Source organism: Pseudomonas sp. St290 (assembly GCF_018325805.1).
GTDB lineage: Bacteria > Pseudomonadota > Gammaproteobacteria > Pseudomonadales > Pseudomonadaceae > Aquipseudomonas > Aquipseudomonas bijieensis.
The window spans coordinates 2,956,093-2,978,048 of sequence record NZ_AP014703.1 but is presented as its reverse complement, the minus strand read 5'-3'; the positions used below and the strand labels follow the sequence as shown (position 1 = coordinate 2,978,048).

The 21,956-nt window shown below is 63.0% G+C and carries 9 protein-coding genes; 5 read left to right on the top strand and 4 right to left on the bottom strand.

Translation table 11 applies throughout. The features are described 5' to 3' along the window. Positions 1–3: 3 nt before the first annotated feature. Positions 4–639 (top strand): ferric reductase-like transmembrane domain-containing protein, encoded by a 636-nt coding sequence (locus PBDP_RS13100; protein WP_212802353.1) that lies wholly within the window; start codon positions 4–6, stop codon positions 637–639. Positions 640–655: 16 nt separating this feature from the next. Beyond that, positions 656–1,153 carry an HvfX family Cu-binding RiPP maturation protein gene (locus PBDP_RS13095; protein WP_212802352.1) on the top strand — a complete coding sequence of 166 codons (498 nt, stop codon included), beginning with the start codon at positions 656–658 and terminating at the stop codon, positions 1,151–1,153. 118 nt (positions 1,154–1,271) lie between these two features. On the opposite strand, the gene PBDP_RS13090 is transcribed toward PBDP_RS13095, so the two are convergent. The 3 genes from PBDP_RS13090 to PBDP_RS13080 form a co-directional block, all read right to left on the bottom strand. Then, the gene (locus tag PBDP_RS13090; protein WP_212802351.1) at positions 1,272–2,021 is read right to left on the bottom strand and encodes an HvfC family RiPP maturation protein; all 750 of its coding nucleotides are present in this window, start codon (positions 2,019–2,021) and stop codon (positions 1,272–1,274) included. Continuing rightward, on the bottom strand, positions 2,014–2,859 hold the full coding sequence (locus PBDP_RS13085; protein ID WP_212802350.1) for an HvfB family MNIO-type RiPP peptide maturase: 846 nt from the start codon (positions 2,857–2,859) through the stop codon (positions 2,014–2,016). The genes PBDP_RS13090 and PBDP_RS13085 overlap by 8 nt, the downstream gene beginning before the upstream one ends. 233 nt (positions 2,860–3,092) lie before the next feature. Beyond that, positions 3,093–3,479, bottom strand: coding sequence for an EF-hand domain-containing protein (locus PBDP_RS13080; protein ID WP_116832219.1), 387 nt, complete (start codon positions 3,477–3,479; stop codon positions 3,093–3,095). Positions 3,480–3,771: 292 nt separating this feature from the next. On the opposite strand from PBDP_RS13080, the gene PBDP_RS13075 reads away from it, so the two are divergent. The 3 genes from PBDP_RS13075 (at position 3,772) to PBDP_RS13065 (ending at position 8,950) form a co-directional block, all read left to right on the top strand. Beyond that, on the top strand, positions 3,772–5,571 hold the full coding sequence (locus PBDP_RS13075) for a thiamine pyrophosphate-requiring protein (protein WP_212802499.1): 1,800 nt from the start codon (positions 3,772–3,774) through the stop codon (positions 5,569–5,571). A gap of 11 nt (positions 5,572–5,582) precedes the next feature. After that, on the top strand, positions 5,583–6,263 hold the full coding sequence (locus PBDP_RS13070; protein WP_212802349.1) for a DUF2238 domain-containing protein: 681 nt from the start codon (positions 5,583–5,585) through the stop codon (positions 6,261–6,263). A gap of 113 nt (positions 6,264–6,376) precedes the next feature. Continuing rightward, positions 6,377–8,950: a bifunctional diguanylate cyclase/phosphodiesterase gene (locus tag PBDP_RS13065; protein WP_109756202.1), complete on the top strand. Its 2,574-nt coding sequence runs from the start codon at positions 6,377–6,379 to the stop codon at positions 8,948–8,950. 284 nt (positions 8,951–9,234) lie between these two features. On the opposite strand, the gene PBDP_RS13060 is transcribed toward PBDP_RS13065, so the two are convergent. After that, positions 9,235–21,801 (bottom strand): filamentous hemagglutinin family protein, encoded by a 12,567-nt coding sequence (locus tag PBDP_RS13060; RefSeq protein ID WP_212802348.1) that lies wholly within the window; start codon positions 21,799–21,801, stop codon positions 9,235–9,237. Positions 21,802–21,956: the final 155 nt, after the last annotated feature.

Genomic DNA, 21,956 nt, shown 5'->3' with positions numbered 1-21,956 from the left:
TACATGCCTACCGCAACTGCATCCCCCTTTCGTTACCAAGGTTGGTCGCTGTTCAGCCTGCTCGCCGCCCTGGTGCTGCTGATGACCGGGTTGATCCTGGTCCTCAATCCGGACCTGGCCGAAGGCGTACGCAGTGCCATTCGCGCCACGGCTCGCTCGTCCTTCGCCTTGTTCCTGCTGGCCTTCACCGCCTCGGCCTTCGCGGTACTGGTTCCCGCGCCCCTGAGCCGGTCGCTGGTGCGTGAACGACGCTTCATCGGGCTGGCCTTTGCCTTCTCCCATCTAGTCCATGCCGTGCTGATCTACAGCTACGGCCAGCTCAATCCCGAGTTCTGGCCCGGCCGCACCACCCTCGGCAACGTGCCCGGCACCGTGGGCTACGTGTTCATCCTGTTGCTGGCCCTGACCTCATTCAAAACCACCACGCGCCTGATCGGTTTCAAGGCCTGGAAACGCCTGCATGTCACCAGTATGTGGGTGCTGGCGGCGATCTTTGCCTATTCCAATTTCAAACGCATCCCCATGAGCGCCTGGTATGTGCTGCCCTTCGGCCTGATCTGCGCCGCCACCGCCATCCGCCTGGTGGGCAAGCTGGCCCAGGCCAACAAGCGCCTCCACACTCCGCAACGTGCGGCCTGAGCCCTGGGAGATCATCATGTCTGCAAGAAGCCTGAAAACCCTGCCCATCCAGCTCGATCACGCCGGAGCATGGCTCGCGCCGCTGGGCCTGCGCTTGTTCCTGGCCTGGGAGTTCTTCGAGTCCGGCCTGGAGAAATGGAACGGCACGAACTGGTTCGCCGAAATCCAGTCCGCTTTCCCTTTCCCCTTCGACCATGTACCGGCCCATTGGAACTGGGAACTGTCGATGTGGGCCGAACTGGTCTGTGCCATCGCCCTGTTGATCGGCCTGGGCACGCGCCTGTCGGCGCTGGTGTTGATCATCGTCACCGTGGTGGCGACTGCTGCCGTGCATTGGCCGGCGGACTGGTCGAGCTTGAGCGAACTGGCCCAGGGCTATGCGATCACCAATAAAGGCCATGGCAACTTCAAGCTGCCGTTGATCTACCTGGTGGCGTTGTTACCGTTGGTGTTGCAGGGGGCTGGGAAGTTGAGTGTGGATGCTGTGCTCATGACTGGGCTGCGCCGCAGATAAGACATCATGCCCATCACTGTGGGAGCGAGCCTGCTCGCGATAGCGGAGTTCCAGTCAATGCAACATTGCTGATCCACCGCCATCGCGAGCAGGCTCGCTCCCACAAGGATTTCGATTATTACGGTTTTGCCCCGACAACCCCTTCTTCCTGCATCCGCCGCAACAGCGCCACGGCGTTGTCCATGAAATCGAATCCACTCACCCCCGCCTCCTGCGCCAACGCCCGCAACTGCTCTCGCCCCGCCAACCCGGGATACTCCTCGATGCGCTGCAGAAGCCGCCAGGCCAACAGGCTGAGTTCGGAAAAGCGCACCTCAAACCCAGGCGTGCGCCGCACCAGCAACAGCGTCGGCTCGGCCGGTGGCGTCGAGGGCTGGTAGTTCGACGCCAGGCGATGCACAGGCCACTGGTACGCCAGCGGCCAGGCCAGGGGCGAGACACGCAGCGGTGAGTCGAGCAAGGAGGCCTCGTCATGGCTCGACAGCGGCTCGGCCTCGGCTTGCAACAGCACCATCTCGACCCACTCATAGTGCGCCAGCTCCGCCACGAACGACGGCCAGTCCGGCGACGGGTGGGCCGCGAGGTAGCCCACGAACTCCTGGGCGATTTCACCGAACCTGGGCGTGACGCAGCGGTGCTCGCGCAAGAAACGCCGCACGCAGGCACGCCACTTGTCCTGCCCCAGCACGCTCACCAGTACCGGGAAAGTGCCACTGAGCAGCGAGCGCATGTTTTCGAAGATCAGGTCGCGGTACACCTGCGCCCGCGCCACATCCATGCCGGCCGGAGCCGGGCACTGTTCAGGATCGCGCAGGTAACGGGTCAACGCCTGTTGCTGTTGGTGTAGCGTCTGTCGGACTTCAGTCATGGGTCACCGCTTGCCGGGTGACGGCCTGGTGTTGCAACTGGCGAATCGTCTGCAACTCAGCCACCAGCGCGGCATAGGGCGGGAAGTTGAAATCCCGTTCAAGCAAGGTCGGCTGCGCGCCGAAACGGGCATAGGCCTGCTCCAGCAGTGCCCAGACCACCGGTTTGACCGGCGCGCCATGGCTGTCGATCTTCAATGTGTCGGACTCGTCGTAGTGCCCGGCCACATGCATCGCCACCACGCGCCCCGGTTCAAGGCCCTGCAGGAACGCCAGGGGATCGAAACCGTGATTGATCGAGTTGACATAGACGTTGTTGACGTCCAGCAACAGGTCACAATCGGCTTCGCGCAACACCGCCCGGGTGAATTCCAGCTCGCTCATGTCGTGTTGGGGGGCGGCGTAATAGGAGACGTTTTCCACCGCCAGGCGCCGCTCCAGTACATCCTGGGCGTGACGGATCCGCGCCGCCACGTGATGCACCGCTTCCTCGGTAAAAGGCAGCGGCAGCAGGTCGTACAAATGCCCTTCATCGCCGCAGTAGCTCAAGTGCTCGCTGTACAACGGCACGTTGAAACGTTCGAGGAAAGCACGCACCTGGCCGAGAAACGCCAAGTCCAGCGGTGCCGGTCCACCCAGGGACAATGACAGGCCATGGCACGTCAACGGATAACGTTCGGCCAGCGAATGCAAGGCGGCGCCATGGGCGCCGCCGATTCCGATCCAGTTTTCCGGGGCGACTTCGAGAAAGTCGAAATCCCCGGCCGGCGCCTGGCGCAGTTCAGCGAGCAAGGCCCGGCGCAGGCCAAGGCCTGCAGAGGGTTGAGGTAAATTCAACATGACACATCTCCTGGGAAACGAGATGTGGAGAGCCTCATGGAGCGATCCCCCACCACTCGATGGAAACCGAACACCCGTGGCGAGGGAGCTTGCTCCCGCTGGGTCGCGCGGCGGCCCCGGTTTTTTGGGCCTGCTGCGCAGTCCAGCGGGAGCAAGCTCCCTCGCCACGGGTCCTTTGTCCGATGCCGCATCAGTGGGCTGGCATCAGCTCATCAGGCTCACCACCGGGCGAATCAGGACTCGATAGCCGCCCCACACTTGCCTTCGCCGCATTTGCCTTCCGCAGTCTTCGCCTGGGCCGACAGGTATTGCTTGGCTTCCGGCAACGAGATACCGCCGTCGTGGTTGGCGTCGATCTTGTCGAATTCAGCGGCGCGCTCCGGTGCCGCGGCGATGAACTCGTCGCGCGAGACCTTGCCATCGTGGTTGGTATCGGTCTTGGCGAACTTATCCTCGCCACACTTGCCTTCGGCGGGTTTCTTCACGGTATCGGCTGCCGCCAGGGTGTAGCCCTGGGCCAGGTCGTTCATGGTCAAGGCCGAAGCCGCCGTGGAAAGACCAAGGCCGCCGACCAGGGCAAGGCCGAGTGCAAGGGACGAATTTCGGGAGAAGTTGAGCATGGGGTAGTCCTCGAACGATCAATACGCCAGTCACCCGCACCGAGGCTCGGTGCCGGCTGGCTGGCGTAGTTAATCGCCGATGTGTATCCGGCCTGTGTCGCCGCTCCGGGTCTTCCTCAAGCCGATGTATCCGGGCCCGCGCGGTACACACTGCGATACACGCCCGGCCGGCCTCAGGTCCCTGGCAATGAAAAAATCGAAACCTTGGAAGGCCTGCACCGGTCAAGTCCTGTATGAACGTCAATCGCTGCACGTCGCGCCAAGCGACCGCGGCCTGGAACGAGGGACAGACATGAGCATGACCGTCGGTGATTTTCTGGTGGAACGTCTTTATGAATGGGGGGTTCGCCGTATCTATGGCTATCCGGGCGATGGCATCAACGGCGTCTTTGGCGCCTTGAACCGCGCTCAGGGAAAAATCCGCTTCATTCAGGCTCGCCACGAGGAAATGGCCGCGTTCATGGCCTGTGCCCACGCCAAGTTCACCGGCGAGCTGGGGGTCTGCATCGCCACCTCCGGTCCCGGCGCGTCCCACTTGGTGACCGGCCTCTACGACGCGCGGATGGACCACATGCCCGTGCTCGCCATCTGCGGCCAGCAGGCCCGCGCCGCGCTGGGCGGGCATTACCAGCAGGAACTGGACCTGGTCAGCCTGTTCAAGGACGTGGCCGGGGCGTTCGTACAGCAAGCCAGCGTGCCCGCCCAGGTGCGTCACTTGGTGGACCGCGCCGTACGCACGGCGGTGGGCGAGCGCCGGGTCACGGCGCTGATCCTGCCGAACGACCTCCAGGACATGGCATACACCCCGCCACCTCACAAGCATGGGACGGTTCACTCCGGCGTCGGCTATCGCAAACCCAGCATCGTCCCCTACGAAGAGGACCTGCGCAAAGCCGCCGAGGTCCTCAATGCCGGCAAGAAAGTCGCCATCCTGGTCGGTGCCGGAGCGCTGCATGCCACCGACGAAGTGATTACCATCGCCGAAAAGCTTGGCGCCGGCGTGGCCAAGGCGCTGCTGGGCAAGGCCGCCCTACCGGATGACCTGCCCTGGGTCACCGGCACCATCGGCCTGCTCGGCACCGAGCCCAGCGACAACCTGATGGCCGGCTGCGACACGCTGCTGATGATCGGCTCCGGCTTCCCCTACGCCGAATTCCTGCCCCCTGAAGGCCAGGCCCGGGGCGTGCAGATCGACATTCAGGCGGACATGCTCAGCCTGCGCTATCCCATGGAGGTCAACCTGCACGGCGACAGCGTCGATACCTTGCGCGCCCTGCTGCCGTTGATCGAGGAAAAAACCGACCGCAGCTGGCGCAAGAAAATCGAACATTGGCGGGAACGCTGGGACCGGACCCTGGAAAAACGCGCCCGAGTATCCGCCAAGCCGATCAACCCGCAACGGGTCACCTTCGAACTGTCGCCACGGCTGCCGGAACACGCCATCATCACCTGCGATTCCGGCTCCTGCGCCAACTGGTACGCCCGGGACCTGAAGATTCGTCGCGGCATGATGTGTTCACTGTCCGGTGGCCTGGCGTCGATGGGGGCGGCCGTGCCGTATGCCATCGCGGCGAAGTTCTGTCATCCGGAGCGACCGGTGATCGCCTTGGTGGGCGATGGCGCCATGCAGATGAACAACATGGCCGAGCTGATCACCGTCGCCAAATACTGGCGCACCTGGGCCAACGGCACTTGGATCTGCGCGGTGTTCAACAATCGGGATTTGAACCAGGTCACCTGGGAACAGCGGGTCATGGAGGGCGATCCGAAATTCGCCGCCTCCCAGGACATCCCCGACGTGCCCTACCACCTGTTCGCCGAATCCATTGGCTTGAAGGGCATCCTGGTGCTGCATGAGGACGACGTGGCCACGGCCTGGGAAACCGCGCTGGCGGCGGACCGTCCGGTGCTGATCGAGTTTCGCACCGACCCCGACGTGCCACCGCTGCCGCCGCACATCAAGCTGGAACAGGCGAAGAAGTTTGCCTCGACCCTGCTCCAGGGCGACCCGAACGAGCGAGGCATCGTGGTCGAGACCGCCAAGCAGGTATTGAGCAGCCTGCTGCCGGGCCATCCCACGGAGAAAAAGTGAGGCGTGACGCGATGCCAACCGTTGAGCTGCATCGTCGCTATGAACGGTCCCTGCTGCTGGTGTTCTGCGTGCTGTGGGGATGGCTGGCCATCGCGCCGCTGAAACGCAGCGACTGGCTGGCGGAGAACCTGCTGGTCATTGCGTTATTGATCATCCTGGTGAGCGTTCATCGGCGATTCAGCTTTTCCCGGCTGTCCGCCACACTGCTGTTCGTGTTCCTCTGCATCCATGAAGTCGGCGCCCACTACACCTATGCCAAGGTGCCTTACAACCAATGGTGGCAGGCCCTGACCGGGGGCCAGTCGCTGGACCAACTCATGGGCTTCCAGCGCAACCAATTCGATCGGCTGGTGCATTTCAGCTACGGCCTGCTGCTGGCCTATCCGCTGCGCGAGGTTTTGCTGCGGGTTGCGCCAGCAACGGGGTTCAGGGGCTATTTCCTGGCCTGGAGCCTGATCCTCGCGTCGTCGGCCATTTACGAGATCATCGAGTGGTTGGGCGGTGCCTATATCGGCGGCGACACCGCCAAGGCCTTTGTCGGCGCCCAACAAGACCCGTGGGACTCGCAAAAGGACATGGCCTTGGCCGCGCTTGCCGCATTCATCGCCCTACTGGCCGCCGCCGGGGTCAATTACCTGCGTCAACGGGATCTCGCCCTTGAGTGGGCCTCACGCTTCAAGGCCCGCACATGACGAAGACAACACAGCCTGTCGGCCCCTTCGTTAACACGACTAAGTAATTCAGCCTACCCGCCGATATAAGACAGGTGCGGGTGAAATCGCTTTTTGGCTGATGACTTATCTTTATGATTGAAAATACTGGCAATGACTCGACTGTCCTTTCCCCGGGCTCGCCAACCCGAAGCTTCACCCGTCGCACTTTTCCGGCCATCATGCTTCTGCTGTTTGTCATGTCCGCCTTGGCGATTGCCGTACTGCTCAACATCACCGGCGCCCAGGACCGGCGCGCCCGTGAACAGAGCCTGTTTTTCGCCCAGCGGGCCATCGACGGGATCCGCACCGGCATCGGTCGGGACCTGAGCGACTATTCCAAGTGGAGCGACGCCTACCGGCACCTGCATGTCGAGGTCGACAAGGAATGGGCCTATGACCAGGAAAACGTCGGTAGCAGCGTGTATTCGCTCTACGGTTACCAGGCGGTGTTTGTCATTTCTCCGACTGGCAAGACCGTCTATTCGGTGATCGATGGCCAGATGAGCGATGTCGATGCCGACACCTGGCTGACCGGCGACCTGCGCGCCCTGTGGAACAAAGCCAGCACTGCGGAAAATCACGACGAAGTGGTCGTCGAGATGCTGCACCACCAGGACGCCCCGGCGTTCGTCGCCGTGTCCGCCATCACCACCGGCACGGACAACAGCGTGGCGCAAATTCCCGGCCCGCCCAGCCTGATGCTCTTCGTCAAAGTGCTTGATCCCGCCTCCCTGCAAAACCTGGCGCGGGACTTCGCCCTGCCCGATGCCCATATCGCCAGGACCCCGGGCCCGGCCGATACCGCCCAACTGCTGCTCGACAACCTGACCCTGGAAGCCCTGGCCTGGCGACCGCAAACCCCGGGCCAGGACTTGCGCAAGATCCTCTTGCCCTTGCTGGCCCTGGCGTTACTGGTGCTGGGGATTCTGGCGCTGGCCGTTCTACGCCATGCCCTGGCCATGCTCCGCGCCCAGGAGCGCCAGTACGCCAGCCTGCTGGCCCACCGCAAGGCATTGGAACGCAGTGAAGAGCGTTTCCGCGACATTGCCGAAGTGTCCTCTGACTGGTTGTGGGAAGTCGATTCGACCGGAACGCTGACTTACCTGTCGGAACGTTTTGAACAAGTGACCGGGTTCAGCCCCACGGAATGGCTGGGCAAACCGCTGCACCGGCTGCTCCACCCCCATGGCGGCTCGATCTCGATTGCCCAATGGCTGCTCGGCGGTGCCAACAGCCTCTCTTCGGCGCCGCTGCTGTGCGAGTACACCGCGCGCAACCAGCGCGTCCGCACCTGCAAACTCTCGGTACGGGCCATCGAAGCCGGCACCCTGGGCTTTCGCGGCACCGCCACCGACATCACCGATGAGTTGCGGGCGCTGGCCCAGATCAAGCATCTTTCCCTGCATGATCCACTGACCGGGCTGGCGAACCGAAACCGTCTGTTCGATTGCCTGCGCGAACACCTGGGCCACCCGGATCACCCGCCCCTGGCGCTGCTGAACCTGGACATGGACCGATTCAAGCCGGTCAACGACTCCCTGGGTCATGCCGTGGGCGATAAAGTGCTCAAGGAAGTGGCGCATATCCTCCAGCAAAACGTGCGCGGCACTGATCTGGTAGCGCGCCTGGGCGGTGATGAATTTGTCATTATCATGCCCGATCCGGGCGATGCCGACGCTCTCGATCAACTCTGTGAACGACTGATCGATTGCATGCAACGGCCCATGCACCTGGACGGCAATACGCTGTACCTGGGAGTGAGCATCGGTGTCGCCTGGTCACAGCCCGGTGACGAACGTGCCGATGAACTGTTGCGCCGCGCCGATATCGCCTTGTATGCGGCCAAGGCAGCCGGCCGCAATACCTGGCGCGTGTATGTTGAAGCGATGGGCAACCTGGCCCGCGACCGCCGGCGGTACGAACAGCAACTGCGCGATGCGATGCAACGGGACCAGCTGGAACTGCGTTACCTGCCTCGCTTCGATGTGAGCGCCGAGCAGTTGCATGGCTTCGAAGCCCAGACGTTCTGGCACCATCCCGAGAAAGGTGAACTGGGTGGGGCCGACTTCATACCGGTGGCCGAAACCTCGGGCCAGCTCGAAGAACTGGGCACCTGGATGTTGATCAACGTCTGTGAAGAGGCCGCCACCTGGCCGAGCGCCGTCAATGTCTCCATCGCGGTTTCACCCCGCTGGTTCAACAGCAGCTTCCTGCTCAACCAGGTGCAAGAGGCCCTCGAAGCGAGTGGCCTGGAGCCTCACCGGCTGACCCTGGAAGTGGCCGAAGGGGTCCTGCTGGCCGACCACAAGACCGTCGCCAGCACCCTCCATGCGCTCAAGGACCTCGGCGTGCGGATCAACATCGACAAATTCGGCACCAGCATCGCCTCCCTTCGCGAGGTACTGGACCAGCCGTTCGATGGCATCCGTTTCGATCGCAACATCCTGTCGCAGCTGGGCCTGGAGGACGACAAGGAAGGCGTCCTGGCGATGATCCGGTTGAGCCGCAGCGTAGGGCTCATGGTCACCGCCGAAGGCATCGAAAACGCCCGACAATTCAGCCAACTGCGCAACGTAGCCTGCGACCATGTCCAGGGCCCCTACTTCGGCGCGGCACTGGCCCGCTCGGAAATGGCCTTGTTCTTCACCACGCCACGGTGGCTGTAACTCACCTTCCCACCGCTATCGCGAGCAGGCTCGCTCCCACAATGGGCCTGTATCGGACCCAAAACCTGAGGTCACCCAATGACCCTGTGGGAGCGGGCTTGCTCGCGAAGGCAATGGACCTGCTGGCATATAGGTTGGCTGTGCCAACGTCTTCGCGAGCAGGCTCGCTCCCACAATGGACCTTGTGGTGCATGCAAAACTCATGAACACCTCAAGTACCCCGTGGGAGCGAGCCTGCTCGCGATGACGCCGGCACAGCCACCCTCGCTGCAAGCTCAATCCCCTTACAAGCTCAACCGCCCCCGCTCTTCCTCCGTCAGCCGCTGGCGATTCTGCTCGTCCAAAGGTCCTGCGCCCAATACCTGCACCGGGCTGGCCGGGTCGTAGGCCCGAGGCGCCTCGCGGCTGGCGCCGTCGCGGGACGGGGCCAGTTGCTCGGAGCCGAAACTCACCACCTGCACGGTGAACACCGACGCCTGGTTCTGCCGCGCCGCGTTCTGCTGCTGGCGGGCCACGTCTTCAGCCGCCTGCGTCGCCGAAGACGCCGCTGAACTGGCCGAGGTAATGGCCCCGGTGTTCACCGAGGCCGCCAGCGGCACGCCGGTGGATTTGCCCTGGGTCTGAATGTTCGCCGCGTTCACCACGGTCAACGCCGCAATGTTGACGTTGCCCGACACCCGAATCCCCGCCTCGCCCGCGTCGATGGTGCCCAACGGCGCGATCAGGTCTATATCCCCCGGTGCCACTTCGGCAATCGGGTTGAGGGTGGCGATACCCGCGCCGGTACTCGGCACCGATGGTGACAGGGTCACGTTGCCCCAGGTGTCGTACAAGCGCTTGGGCGGCGTGTACACCACGGTGGTCTTCGAACCACGGCCGGCGTTGATGTCGCCCTGGGCCGACCAGCCGAGGATCGAACCGCCGAAGGTGGTCATGATCCGGCTCTGCCCCAGCAGGATGCTGTCATGCGCATACAACTGGATATCGCCCTCGCCCTGGGTGATGACCCCGGCGGTGGACGGCGGCGCGTTGCCCTCGATGCCGAAGGTTTGCCCGCCACCCGGGGTGAGCATCTGGATACTGCCACCGAAATCGGTATGCACACCCGCTCCGCCGAACATCGTGATATCGCCTTTATAGGTAATCGCGTTACCCGCCACATCCTTGCTCGGGAACAACAAGTCGATGGCCTCCCGCCCGCGCAAGTAGCTGCCCTGGCGCACACCGCCGGCTTCGTTGTACTCACGGCCAGCGGCCTTGAGTTCGGCAAAGTACACATCGCGGGCAAACACCCGCTGCTGCTCGGCCGGCAACGCCGCGAAGAAGCTGCGGGCCTGCTCGGTGTCACCGCTGAAGCCGAAGCGTTTCTCTAGCCAGTCCACCAACTCGGCCTCGTAGGTCTTGGCGACCTTGCCGTCCTGGTTCGCCAGGGGTACACCGGCCAAGGCCTGGTTGGCCGGGTCCAGGTACGCCTTGACGAAGCGCTGGTAATCCGCGCCGTTGAGGCCCGCGCCGGCTTGCAGCACCAGGCTCGCGCCCGAGCGCGAATCCCCTGGCACCACCGCGCCGATACTGGTGATGCTGACTTTGTCGTCCATCAGGATATTGCGCCCGGCAGTGATCTCCAGTAGGCCGGGGCCGGCGACGTTGAAGTTGCTGTAGAGGATGTCGCGCCCGGCGGAGACGATGGAGATGTCGGTGGCGTTGTTGTGGATGAAGAGGTTGCCGGTGCTGGTGTAGGCCCCTACGTCGGGAAGACCTCCTTTACCACCACTCAGCGGTGTACCGCTGCTGACGATGTCTCGTCCGGCCATCATTCGCACAGAGCCTGTGCCTTCGTAATAAGTCTGTCCGAGTCGGCTGTCGTTCGTGGTGGTAAACGTCATCGCCCGCCCGCTATTGACGGCCAGCAAGTCGCCCTTGATCGCGTAGAAACGAGCTGGATCGGAGTTGAGGGCCCATTCGCTGGAGGCGCTGCTGCTGTCAAAGGCAAACAAGGGCAACGTACTTGCGTCTGGAGGAACACGATTAGCATCGGCGGAGAGATTGCTGACCACCACGCTGCCATTGACGCGTCCCATAAAGGCTGGTCGCAGCGGTGTGGCCATGGCTGTAGACGAGGCGCCGGAGCGACTGACCGTCAGGTCGCCGCCATAGATGGAATCGCCGGCGAGGAACTGCAGTTCACTATTGATGCCGGGTGCGAGCAACAACGCAGGGCGATTGCTGCCGTCATAGTTCCCCCTGTCCAGACGCATGGCCTCGCCATAATAAAGACTGCCGCTGGCTGCTACAGCTCGCAGGATCGACGGATAAACCACCGCCAGGTCCGTCTCGATTTCTGACACCAAAGGGGTCAGATTGCCTCCGGATGACCACAAATCAATCGCCGTATTGGCGGTCCACAAAGTAAACCAACTCGTACCCGATCCGTTCGTCGCACCACTTTTGAAGGGTGAGACGCTCATCATCGGCGCCCGGCCCGGGTCGGCAACGTCCATCACGACCAGGTCGCCCAACGTACGCAGATCGAAGGTAGCATCACCTGGCATGAGGGTCAGTCCACCGGTTGCAGATCCTCGTGTGGACTTGAAGGAGTCGTAGGCCCGCGTTTCTCCAGGAGATTGCACAGGGGCCCTGTTGCCGTAGAGCAGGTCGATACGACCAATGGCGCCACTATCGATTTGGGCGTGTCCTCGCAAATTGATGACAGCGCCATTGAGGTGCCCGGTCGCGAACACGCTATTGGGGTTCAAGGCGCCACTTACACGCAGATTGAGATCACCACCGCCGGTCAATTGCAGGCTGCCATCTGTGCCCACGCGACCAGTGCTGCCCACGGCAAACACCAATCCTTGGCTGCGGCTGTTGCTGCGCGGGTCGAGGAGACTCCCTGCCATTTTTTCAAGCACCCCGGCATCGCCCGCGACCTGAACATTCAGGTTACCGCCGCCCAAGGTACCAAACCCCGTAAATCCGACCATCAAGTCAGCCTTGCCATTCTGTGCTGCGGTATAGCTCCCGAAATTGATCCACCAGGCAGCGGGTTGTGCCTGGGTACCGGTGGAGACTGAACCATTGCCTTGGCGCCACAGCCAATTTCCGACACTGGCTGTGTCATACCCCAAGTCACCGGGATTAGGTCGTGTGTTACCGCTGCCAGTCAGCACATCCATTGTATTGCCGGTCAGACTACCGCCGACATTCAAAGTCAGGTTGCCGCCGAAGTCCGGGTACCAGGCACGATAAAGACTGTTGGTACCGCCATCCACAAACTGCTCGTTTTCACCCAGCGCATCATTGAGCACCTTACCCGCCGCCCCCAGCGCCTTGGGCTGATTGTACGGGTCGTTGGCATAAGTCTCGCTGGCTGAACTACCGGCGGTATAAACGCCGTACAGCGAATCCATTTTCAGATCACCTGCCGACAGCAGCTCAAGGTCTGCCGCGCCGGTACGGATGACACTCCAACGTTGGCTGCCAGGCTTATATTCTGTTTGCCCTACAGCTTTGCAGAACGATGGCGTTTCATCACACATTCCCGGATAGGCAACGTTCTCAAAATCAATCGGCTGACCCGCGTAACTCGGATCCCCCAGGAAGTTTTCCGCCCCCTCCTCCGTCCAGACAAAACCGCTACTGGCCTTGCAAAATGACGGGCTGTCTTCACACATTCCCGGGTAAGCAACGTTCTCAAAATCAATGAATTTGCCTGCCAGGCTCGGGTCTCCGAAGTTTTCCGCCCCTTCTTCGGTCCACACCAACCCCCCAGCCCCGGCCTTGCCAAACATGCCGTAGTGACTATCGGCCAAATGAAGATCACCACCCGCCAACACAGGCTGCACGACCCGACTGTCCGCCGCCCGCGTATCGGCACCGGCCACCAGTCGCAGTGACCAAGACTGCGAACCTTCGGCCAGCATCGGCGCGATGGCCCAGTTGCTCCCCGCCACTTCCGGGCGCAACTGCACCGACTCCACTCCGGCCGGCAACTTGATGTCGGTACCCGACGGGATTTTCGACCCCACACTCAACGCCAGGGTACCGTTGAGCCGCAGGACATTGGTCAAGCCATTGCTCGCGTCCGCAATGCCTGGCAAGGCAACACCTTTGGGCCAGATCAGGCTGCCAATGGTTGCACTGCTACCCAGCAAACTGCCCGCCCCCAATACTGTGCCCGCTTCAAGGGTTTGAGTCGAAGCCAACAACGTGCCGGCCGCGAACAACAGGTTACCCGAGGCGTCATGTACCGCCGCCGCCAGCACAGTGCCCGCCGGCAGCACCAAGGGCTGATCCAGCGTCGCGGCTACAGGCAGACGTGTTCCCGCCGCCAGGGTGGCGCCCTTGAGCGGCACGTCGAAGTTGAGCACGGAGCCGGCCGGAAACGCCGTGTCGTCCGCCAGGGTCACACCGGTACCGGGCACGACAATATCGCCCGCCGCGAAATCAATGCCCGGCAACAGCACCCAGCCCTTGTCGTCGTTGGTGCCGGGCGGCTGGGCGAACCCGTCGGTGATGCTGCCGTAGATGTTCAGGTCACCCCCGGCCCGCAGTGTCAGGCTGCCGGATTCGCCAGAGCCGTAGACTCCGCTCAGGACGCTATGCGGATTGAGGCTCTCATAACGATAGCGCGACAGGTCCAGGTCACCCTGGACCACCAGGTCACCGTCGGCCGTCGCACTCACCACCTCCACACCGGGGCGCAGATGCAACACGTCGCGATAGCGGCTGTTGTTCAACCCGACGAGTTTGCGCTGCAACAGATCATCGTTGTCGAGGGCGTTAGTGATAAAAGCAGCGTTGTCGTCATGCACATCATCCAGCCACGCTTGATTGATGACCTGATAAGGCTTGCCGCTGGCCGCCGGCACGTCAATCAGCGGCGCGTCGCTGTATTGCCACATGGCAACCAGCGAGATCGAGCGGGCACCTTGAATATCCAGGGCGCCACTGGCATCGACTGCCACGTCGCCACCCGACACGCCACCCAATCGTGGTGCACTGAGCTGCAACGTGCCGCGAGCACGACCGTCATTCATGCCGGGCGCACCGCCTAGCGCGACCTCGGTACCGTGACGCAGGTCGATGCGGGCGCCGTTACCCAAGGTCAGGAGGCCTTCCCGAGCGGTCAAGTCGACAATGGCACGGTTCGGCGATTCGATGATCTTGCCGTAGCTGTCCACCCGCAGGCGTCGACCATGGGCGTCGAGCACCGCGCCGCTGCCCAAAGTCAGGGCATTTTGGGCGGCCAAATAAATACTGCCGACCCGCTCACCGCTGGCGTCGACCTTGCCGTTGACCAGCAGGCTGCCATTGTCCAGCGACACGCTGAGGGTGGAGGCCTTGAGTTCGTTGCCGATCACCAGGTCGCCTTGCTTGAGTTGAAAACCACGGGAACCGAATACCTGCCCGTCGTTCAGCCGTTGGTTCAACGCCGCGAACTGCTCACTGAGGCTACCGCTGCCGCCCAGGCGCTGGGCCTGGATTTCCACGCCGCCGGCCAGGTACGGCATGGCGGTGCCCCCGGCGTCATATTCGCCTGTGCTGCTGCCGAGAATCCGCCCCTGCAAATCAACGATCCCGGCGGCCTCGTCCAGGGCCACGGCACTGAGCCGGCCAGCCTGATTGTTACGGGCCGAAAGGTCGATGCTTGAGCCATCCGCCTGGCGGATGTTGCCGTTCTGGCTTTGCAGGATCACTTCGCCACCGGCGCTGTAGCGTGTCACATCGTTGAAGGTGACCGTGCGGCCTGCCACGTCGATCAGCGCCTCATCGGCCAGGGTCAGATCATCCGTCGCGCTGAGGGTCAGCTTGCCGCTGGGCAGTACCACCGCACTGGCCAGGTTGAGGCTCGCCCCCTTGAGGGACAACTCGCCTCCAAGCCCGGAGACGGTGCTCGGCGTAGCGCTCGCACCCGTCACGTTAAGCGTGCCGCCCGCGGTGATGCGGTTGACCGAGCCGGCTTCACCAGTCAGCAATGGGGTGAGGATATTCAGGTTGCCGCCGTTGTAGGCGTAGCCTGTTTTCGCGTCATAGGCCCCCTGGCTTTGATACACCGCCAAGCTGCCTTTGTGGTTGGCCGTCAGGCGTTCGCTGGCGCTGAGGTTGACGTTGGCGAATCCCAGGGCAAGGCGGTTCAGGGTGGTGACCGAGCTGGGCTGGACAAAGTCACCATAGCCGAATTCGATCCGCTGGGCCTGGATGTCCAGGCGACCGGCGCCGGTGCCGGCCCCACCGGCAATCACCGACCCCGGCGCGCCGACAGCGCCGTTCCAGATCAGGTTGGCGGTGCGAATGGTCGCCACGTCATTGGCACTGCCAGCGCCATAAATGGCCGGAGCGCTGAGCATCAGGTTATTCAGGCGCGACTTGCCTGTTGTCGGGTCATAGGTGTCGAGACTGACGGTGCCGTAGAAATTCAGCGCCTCACGGGCCGACAGTTCCAGGGTTTCCAGTGCCGGGGCACCGTATTGGATATCCCCGCGCAACAGGCGATCGAGCACGGTCTGGCTCAGGGTCAGACCTGCCGGCAAGACCTGGCGCGTCGCCGCGTCGCTGAGTGCCTGGGCAGTGCCGACGTTGATGTTGCTCAGGGCCAGGGTCAGGTGGCGGGTACCGTAGCGCACTTGGTCGTTCAACTGCAGACCGCCGCCGGTGGCGGCGACAATGCTGCCTTCGGAGTGAATCCGCGTGACGCCACTGCACGACGTCAGGCTACAGCCGCCTATGTTGACAGAGCCGCTGCTACCCGACGGAGGTGCCAACACATTGAGCAAGCCATTGGAGGCTGCCAGCATGTTGAAGTCTTTAAGCAAGCTATAAATAAAGCCATCACGGGCATCGTAAGCAGCTGCTCCACGACCAATGGTATTGATGGCGGCGCCTTGTTCCACCAACACCTCACCGCCACTGGCAAGCAGGAAAACCTCCGGCGCCGCCAGCGTCGCCCCTTCCCGCAAAATCACATTGCGCGACATATCAAACTGGGGGATGACATAGTTTCCGCTCTGGCCGTAACTAATCGAAAATAGCCCACCGATCACCTGACGCGAAGCGTTCAGCGCATTGAGGCTTTCGGCATTGAGGGTCACACCCTCGAAACCGGCCGTGGCCCCTCGTCCATCAGCAACCACCTCCAGTGCGCTGCCGGTGCTCCCAACCACTGCGACGATACCGCCGTAGCCCCCTTTCTGGGGCGCGAACTTACCGATACCCTTGAAGGAGAACGCCTGGTCTCCGGCCCCGGCGGACAGACTCAACTTCAGGGTCTTGGCGTCTATCGGCAACATCGCCCGAGGCACGCCCAGGCGTGCTGCGTCGGCCATGGCGAATTGTGCGTAGCTGGTTTCGTTGTATTGCGAGTAACGACGCAGCACCTCTCCCGACGTCAGGATGACCTGGCTGGACAAACTGTTACGCTGCCCGGTATTGGCGACCGACAGCACCCCGGCGGTGGTCCAGGAGCCGTTGCGCATCTGCTGCGCGCCCGTTGTGGAGCCTTGCCCCGCCAAGCCATTGACCTCGACTCGGAATGCCCCCGGCAGCAAAGCATAAGTGGAAGGCATCAAGGTATAGGTACCCGCCGCCAACCCGGGAACACCGGCACTGATGGTGATCTGCTGGCCCACCCGCGGATCCACCGCACCGCCTTCCGGGGCGACGGGCGCATAAGCACTCTGGTTGCCTGGCACGATGGCGTAGACCGGATTGGTGGACAGTCCCGGCAGGGTGAAGCCGCCGTTGGCGCCAATCTGGACCAACGGGTTGAAACGCGCATCGGTGGAACCGCCACGGCCAGAGATGAAACCGGCGCCGAGCAGTTCACCGCCTCCCGAAAGGTCAAGGACCGAACCTTCCTGGGCCGCCACCGACTTACCGCCCAGAATCACGCCGATGTTAAGGTCGCCAGTGGTGGAAGGCACCGCGCCTTGCCCCAGCAACACAACCTTCTTGCCAGCGTACTGATAACTCTGGCCATCGACCGTGCCGCCATAAGGCAGGACCAGACCCTGGCCACTGACCGACGTCAAGCTGCCCGGCAGCAAGTCCACCCGGGCGGACACACCCGCCAAGCTGTTGTTGGTACCGACTTCAAGCAACCCCAACGGCGCACGTACGACCCCACCTTGTTCGATCTTCGCGCTGCCCAATTGCAAGCGACCGAACACCGAATAAGGTATCTGGGGGACGACCTGGGTGGTACGGCTGATCACCAAGCTGCGCGTCGGATCGTACAGGGGGATGTTGCTAACAGGATCGCGCCCCCAGCCATACCCGGCCAAAACACGAGCGCCTACACCGGTCGCTGGGTACAGTTGGGCCGCCTGCAAGATCATGTCCGCAGACGTCACCAGTTGAGTGGTGAAACCTTCGGGCAACCCTTCGCCCGAGAACCCGGCCAGGAATCGCACATCCCCCCGACTGCTTAACTGAACCCGGTCAAAACCGGCGCGCTCCAACTCGACGGTGCTGCCGTCGGCCTGCCGCACCGCCCCCTTGCTACTGAAGGTCACGTTACCCTGCACATCCAGCAGGTCTGCGTTGACAGAAAACACGGCCTTGTTCATTTGCAACGATACGCCGCCATCGACCACCGGCCGGACATAGTTGTCCCTGTTTAGAAGGTTGGCCGCGGGGCCCGACAGCAGTACATGGGAAGCATTGAGTTGAGCCCGGGCATTTGGCGCGTCTGCACTCGTTACAAAACTGCGGGCATACAGGCTCAAGCTTTGGCCAAGGGACAGCGACACGTCACCCTCGATGCTCAGCAGCCCGTTGCTCAACAGCGCCAGGCTGTCGAAGCCACCCGACTGGACCTGATCAACACCCAATCGCCCGTAGCCGTAGACCAACGAGTCCGCCGCCGTCTCGGCATTACCTTCCAGCAAGCTCGCAGGCGCGGTTTGTCCCAGCACCAGCTCACGCACTTTCATCACTCGGTCGCTGGCTGCATTTTTCACGTAGTAAGGTGTTTCCAGTGCCACCGACAACTTGCCACCCGCCGCCCCTGCCCCACCCGAACGAGCGCTGAAATCGCCATCCAGGTACAAACCATTGGCCGATGCCAGGGAAATACTGCCGCCATTGCTCGCCACCGCCGTGCGGCCCTGGCCGGCGATATCCAGCACGGCCTGGCTGCCATCCGCTTGCAGACGCGCACCCTCGCGCACCACGACAAACAGTTCGGATGCGGAAGCCGAACCCTTCGCGGCATCGATCTGGCCGCCGATGACAATCTGCCCGCCGTCGCGCACCAGGCCGTACGTCTGGCCGCGCATATCCTGGGCGGTCACGGCGCGACTGGAGACGTCGATCAGCGCCTGTTCGCCGAGCCAAATGGAACGACCGTGGCCCTGGGCATTGGCCCCTTCGCCGTCCGCACCAATAACGCTCAACCCGGTGAGGCTGACCCGCCCGCCCCACGCATTAAGGGTGCCGTTAGCAGTCAACTGACCGATGCTGCGCACATCGATGCCCTGCCCCGGATCGACGCTGATCACGCTGCCCTTGCCCAGGTTCAACACCGTGCTTGCCATGTCGGCGGCGCTGGCGTTCGCGGAACCGGCAGTGAGGCTCAGGCTTGCGCCGCGACGCTGGGTCAGGACGCCTTTGATCGCATCTTCCTGATACAGCTCCGGCGTCCAGCGCTGCAAAGCCTCGACCGGTTCTGCATCGCTGCCGGTGCTCAACGCCTGCTCGCCAAAACGGTACACCGGCATCGTCACATCGACCTGGGTTCCGTCGGCCACGGTCAGGCCTTGGTTACCGGTAATGTCATAGGCGGAGAAACCCTTGTCGAAGAAATCACCGCCCAGTTGCAGGGTACCCGGTTCAAGCGGCGAGCCGCTGTTGCCGATCAGCACTTTACTGGCCGCCAGCGTCAAGGTCCCGCCGCCATTCACGCCGGTGCCGCGCAGTTCACCGTCAAGGTTCAAGGCGCCGTTACCGGAGAATGTACCGGTACTGGCGGTCAGGGTCAGGTCACCGCCCTTGCCACCGCGGGTCTTGCCATCGGCCATGACCGCAGCACCGGAGCTGACGTCGATCAGGCTGCCCTGGCGCACATCGATGTCGCCGCTGCTGCGCACGGATACAGTGCCGCCATTGAGGAACGGCAGGCCCTGGCGATCGTTGCCGTCGAGTAGCAGGTTGCTCCACCGGCCAGCGGTGTTCAACGTCACGCCCTCGCCCAACGTGACCACAGCACGCTGACCGGTGACAGGCGAAAGCACGACGTCTCCCATCTGGAAGTTATCGGCTCTGACCTGTTTAAGCACGTTCCCCAAGGCAATACGCCCACCACGGGCGGTCAGGTCGGCGTTCACTTCCACCTGCGGCGCATAAAGCGTGATATCCCCGCCATCGGCCACCTTGAGCGTGCCATCGACTTTGATGCCTTGCGCCGCTGCCACCTTGACCGCGCCGAGCTGGAAGCCATTGAGCAGTTCGTTATCCAGCACCAACTTGCCTTGCCGGTCGCTGCCGACCGCCGAGGTCAGGTCCAGGCCTGCGGCAATCTTCTCGGTGACCTTGCCGACGGTGACCTGATCGAAGGTGGGGTTCAAGCCACTGTTGATCACGCCGCTGGTCTTGTCATAGATCGGCGTGTAGCTGCCCACCCACAACTGCGCCCGTCGGGCCACGGCGTTTTGTGATTGCTGGTAGCCGTCGAGGTTGAGATTCGGCGCCTGGGTCTGGCGTTCACCCTGGTAGACCTCGCCAACAACCTGGCCTTCCAGTACCGCGTTGCGGGTCGACACCACCAGCTTGCCTGCATCGCGGCCAACGGTGTAGCCGGCCTCGAAGCGCTCGCGCGGGGCGATCAGCGGGTTGTAGTAGTAATCGGTCTGGCCCCAACGTTGGCTGTGGTCTTCGTAGCCTTTGTAGATGCCGGTATAGAGCATGTCCCCCGGCGCCTTGGACAATTCATACAAACGCCCATCGGCGCCCTTGAGCCAGGACTGGCGCAAGTAGCCGCTCTGCACATCCAAGGTGCCACCGGACAGGTTCAGTTGCGCTGCCTGCTGGGTCACCACGTCGTTGCCGGTGAAGGTCAGGGTACCGCCTTGTGCTGCCCATTCGCCGACACTGTGCCCGCGGGTGCCCAGATAACCGCCAACCTCCAGCAACCCACCCGCCGTGTACCAACGGTCAGTGGCGTAGCCGTTGGTGCCCGCCGGCACGTAGATCAAGTCACGCACGTCGACCCAGACATCGTTGTTGGTCAGTTTGCCGCCGTCGCGGTTCACCGGTGCGTCGCGCTGCTCGTTGCCCTGGACGTTGACCTTGATGGAGTTGGACTCCATCGCCACCTTGACGCCGATGGCGCCGGACACATCGATCACCGCGCCATCGCGCACCAGGCTGCGACCGGCGGCGCTGACCGCGACCTGTCCGCCAGTGGCCAGGGTGATGGAGCCGTTCTGGAAGTCGACGCTGCCGCCACTGACGATCTCGACCCGGGACTGGTCGCTGCGGTCGACCACGCTGCTGAGGTTGTTGAACTGGCCGGTGATCAGGTTGTTCGGTGTGCCATCCAGGCCGGCCGGTCCGGCATTGCGCTGGCTGTCCAGGGCGCTGCCGCCCGTGGTATCGAGCAGCACCGCCGTGGCGCTGCCCCGCCCCAGGGTCACGCTGCCGGTGCTGTCGTTGAAGGCATTGAGTAGATGCACGGTGCCACGGGTGTCTACTGAGCTGGTGGCGACAACCACGCCGTTCTGCTCGACCCGGTGCCCGGTGAGGGTGATGTCGCCGGTGCTGGCCTGGATCAGGCCGTTGTTGATCACCGTGCCGGCGCTGCTGCCGGGCTTGAGAGATGTCGCGACCTCGTTGCCACGGGTAGTAGAACGCAGGTTGCCGCTGGTGCCCTGGCCGCGCCGGATATAAAAACTGTCACCCGCCGCCAGGGTGGTCTGGCCCTTGGCGGTGATGATGGAGCCGGCGTTCTCCACTTCGCTACCCAGCAGCAAGGCATAGCCGCCCCCGGCCGTGGAGGTGGCGGCACGATGGGTTTCGATCAGTGCGCCCTGCTGCACTTCGACCTTGCCGGCGGCGTCGGTGAAGGTCGGTTGGCTGCCGGTGGCATCGACGTACAAGCCACGCTTGCTGAATTGCTCATCGCTGACATTGGCCGCCACCGCCGCCAGGTTGCGCACGTTGACCTGGCTGCTGCCGCTGAAAATGATGCCGTTGCGGTTGACCAGCATCACCGTACCGTTGCCTTTGATCTGGCCCTGGATCTGGCTTGGCCGGGCCTGGGGGTCGTTGACCCGGTTGAGCACGGCCCAGTCCGATTGCTGCTGGAAATCCACCGTGGTATTGCGCCCGACGTTGAAGGTTTCCCAGTTGAGAATCGCCTTGTCGGCGGTCTGCTCGATGGTCACCGTGGTCTTGCCGCCGGCCTGGGTCTGCTGCGGTCCCTTGGCGTTGTGCCAACCCTGGGTCAGGCTGTTGTCGACCTTGAGCCCTCCCTCGCCCAAGCCGTCCGGCACGGTCTGCACCTGCCCGAACGCCGCTTGGCGTCCCGCGGCCTGGGCCGCCTGCTGGGCCGCGATGGCGGCCACGGTGTTGTTGAGATTGGTCAACGACCGCTGCAACTGCGCATTGGCCCGTTGCTGCTGCGCCAGGGGCGGCGGCATGCCTGGCTGCGCCGTCGTGGGCCGCCCCGCGCCACCGGCCTGGGACGCCCCCTTGGCGGCAAACCAGGCCGAACTGAACGCCGTGGCCGCGTGGGCATTGCCGGCCACCATCAGCAGGGCAATGGCCTGGGCCAGCGGTTTGAGCCGCAACATCGACAACTGGTCATCGCGACGTGGAGCATTCAGGTTCGTCTGGGGTTTGCAGCGCAGCATCCTACTCATCCTTTCGGGTTCGCTCTAAGGGGCGCAACGCAGTGCCATCAAGCTGCCAGCGTTGGTTATAGGGGATAGGCGGTTACAGAGGGGCGGGACCGAACGCTTGTCATGAAAATTTCATGTGGCTGTGTCGGTACGGATGTCAGGCAAAG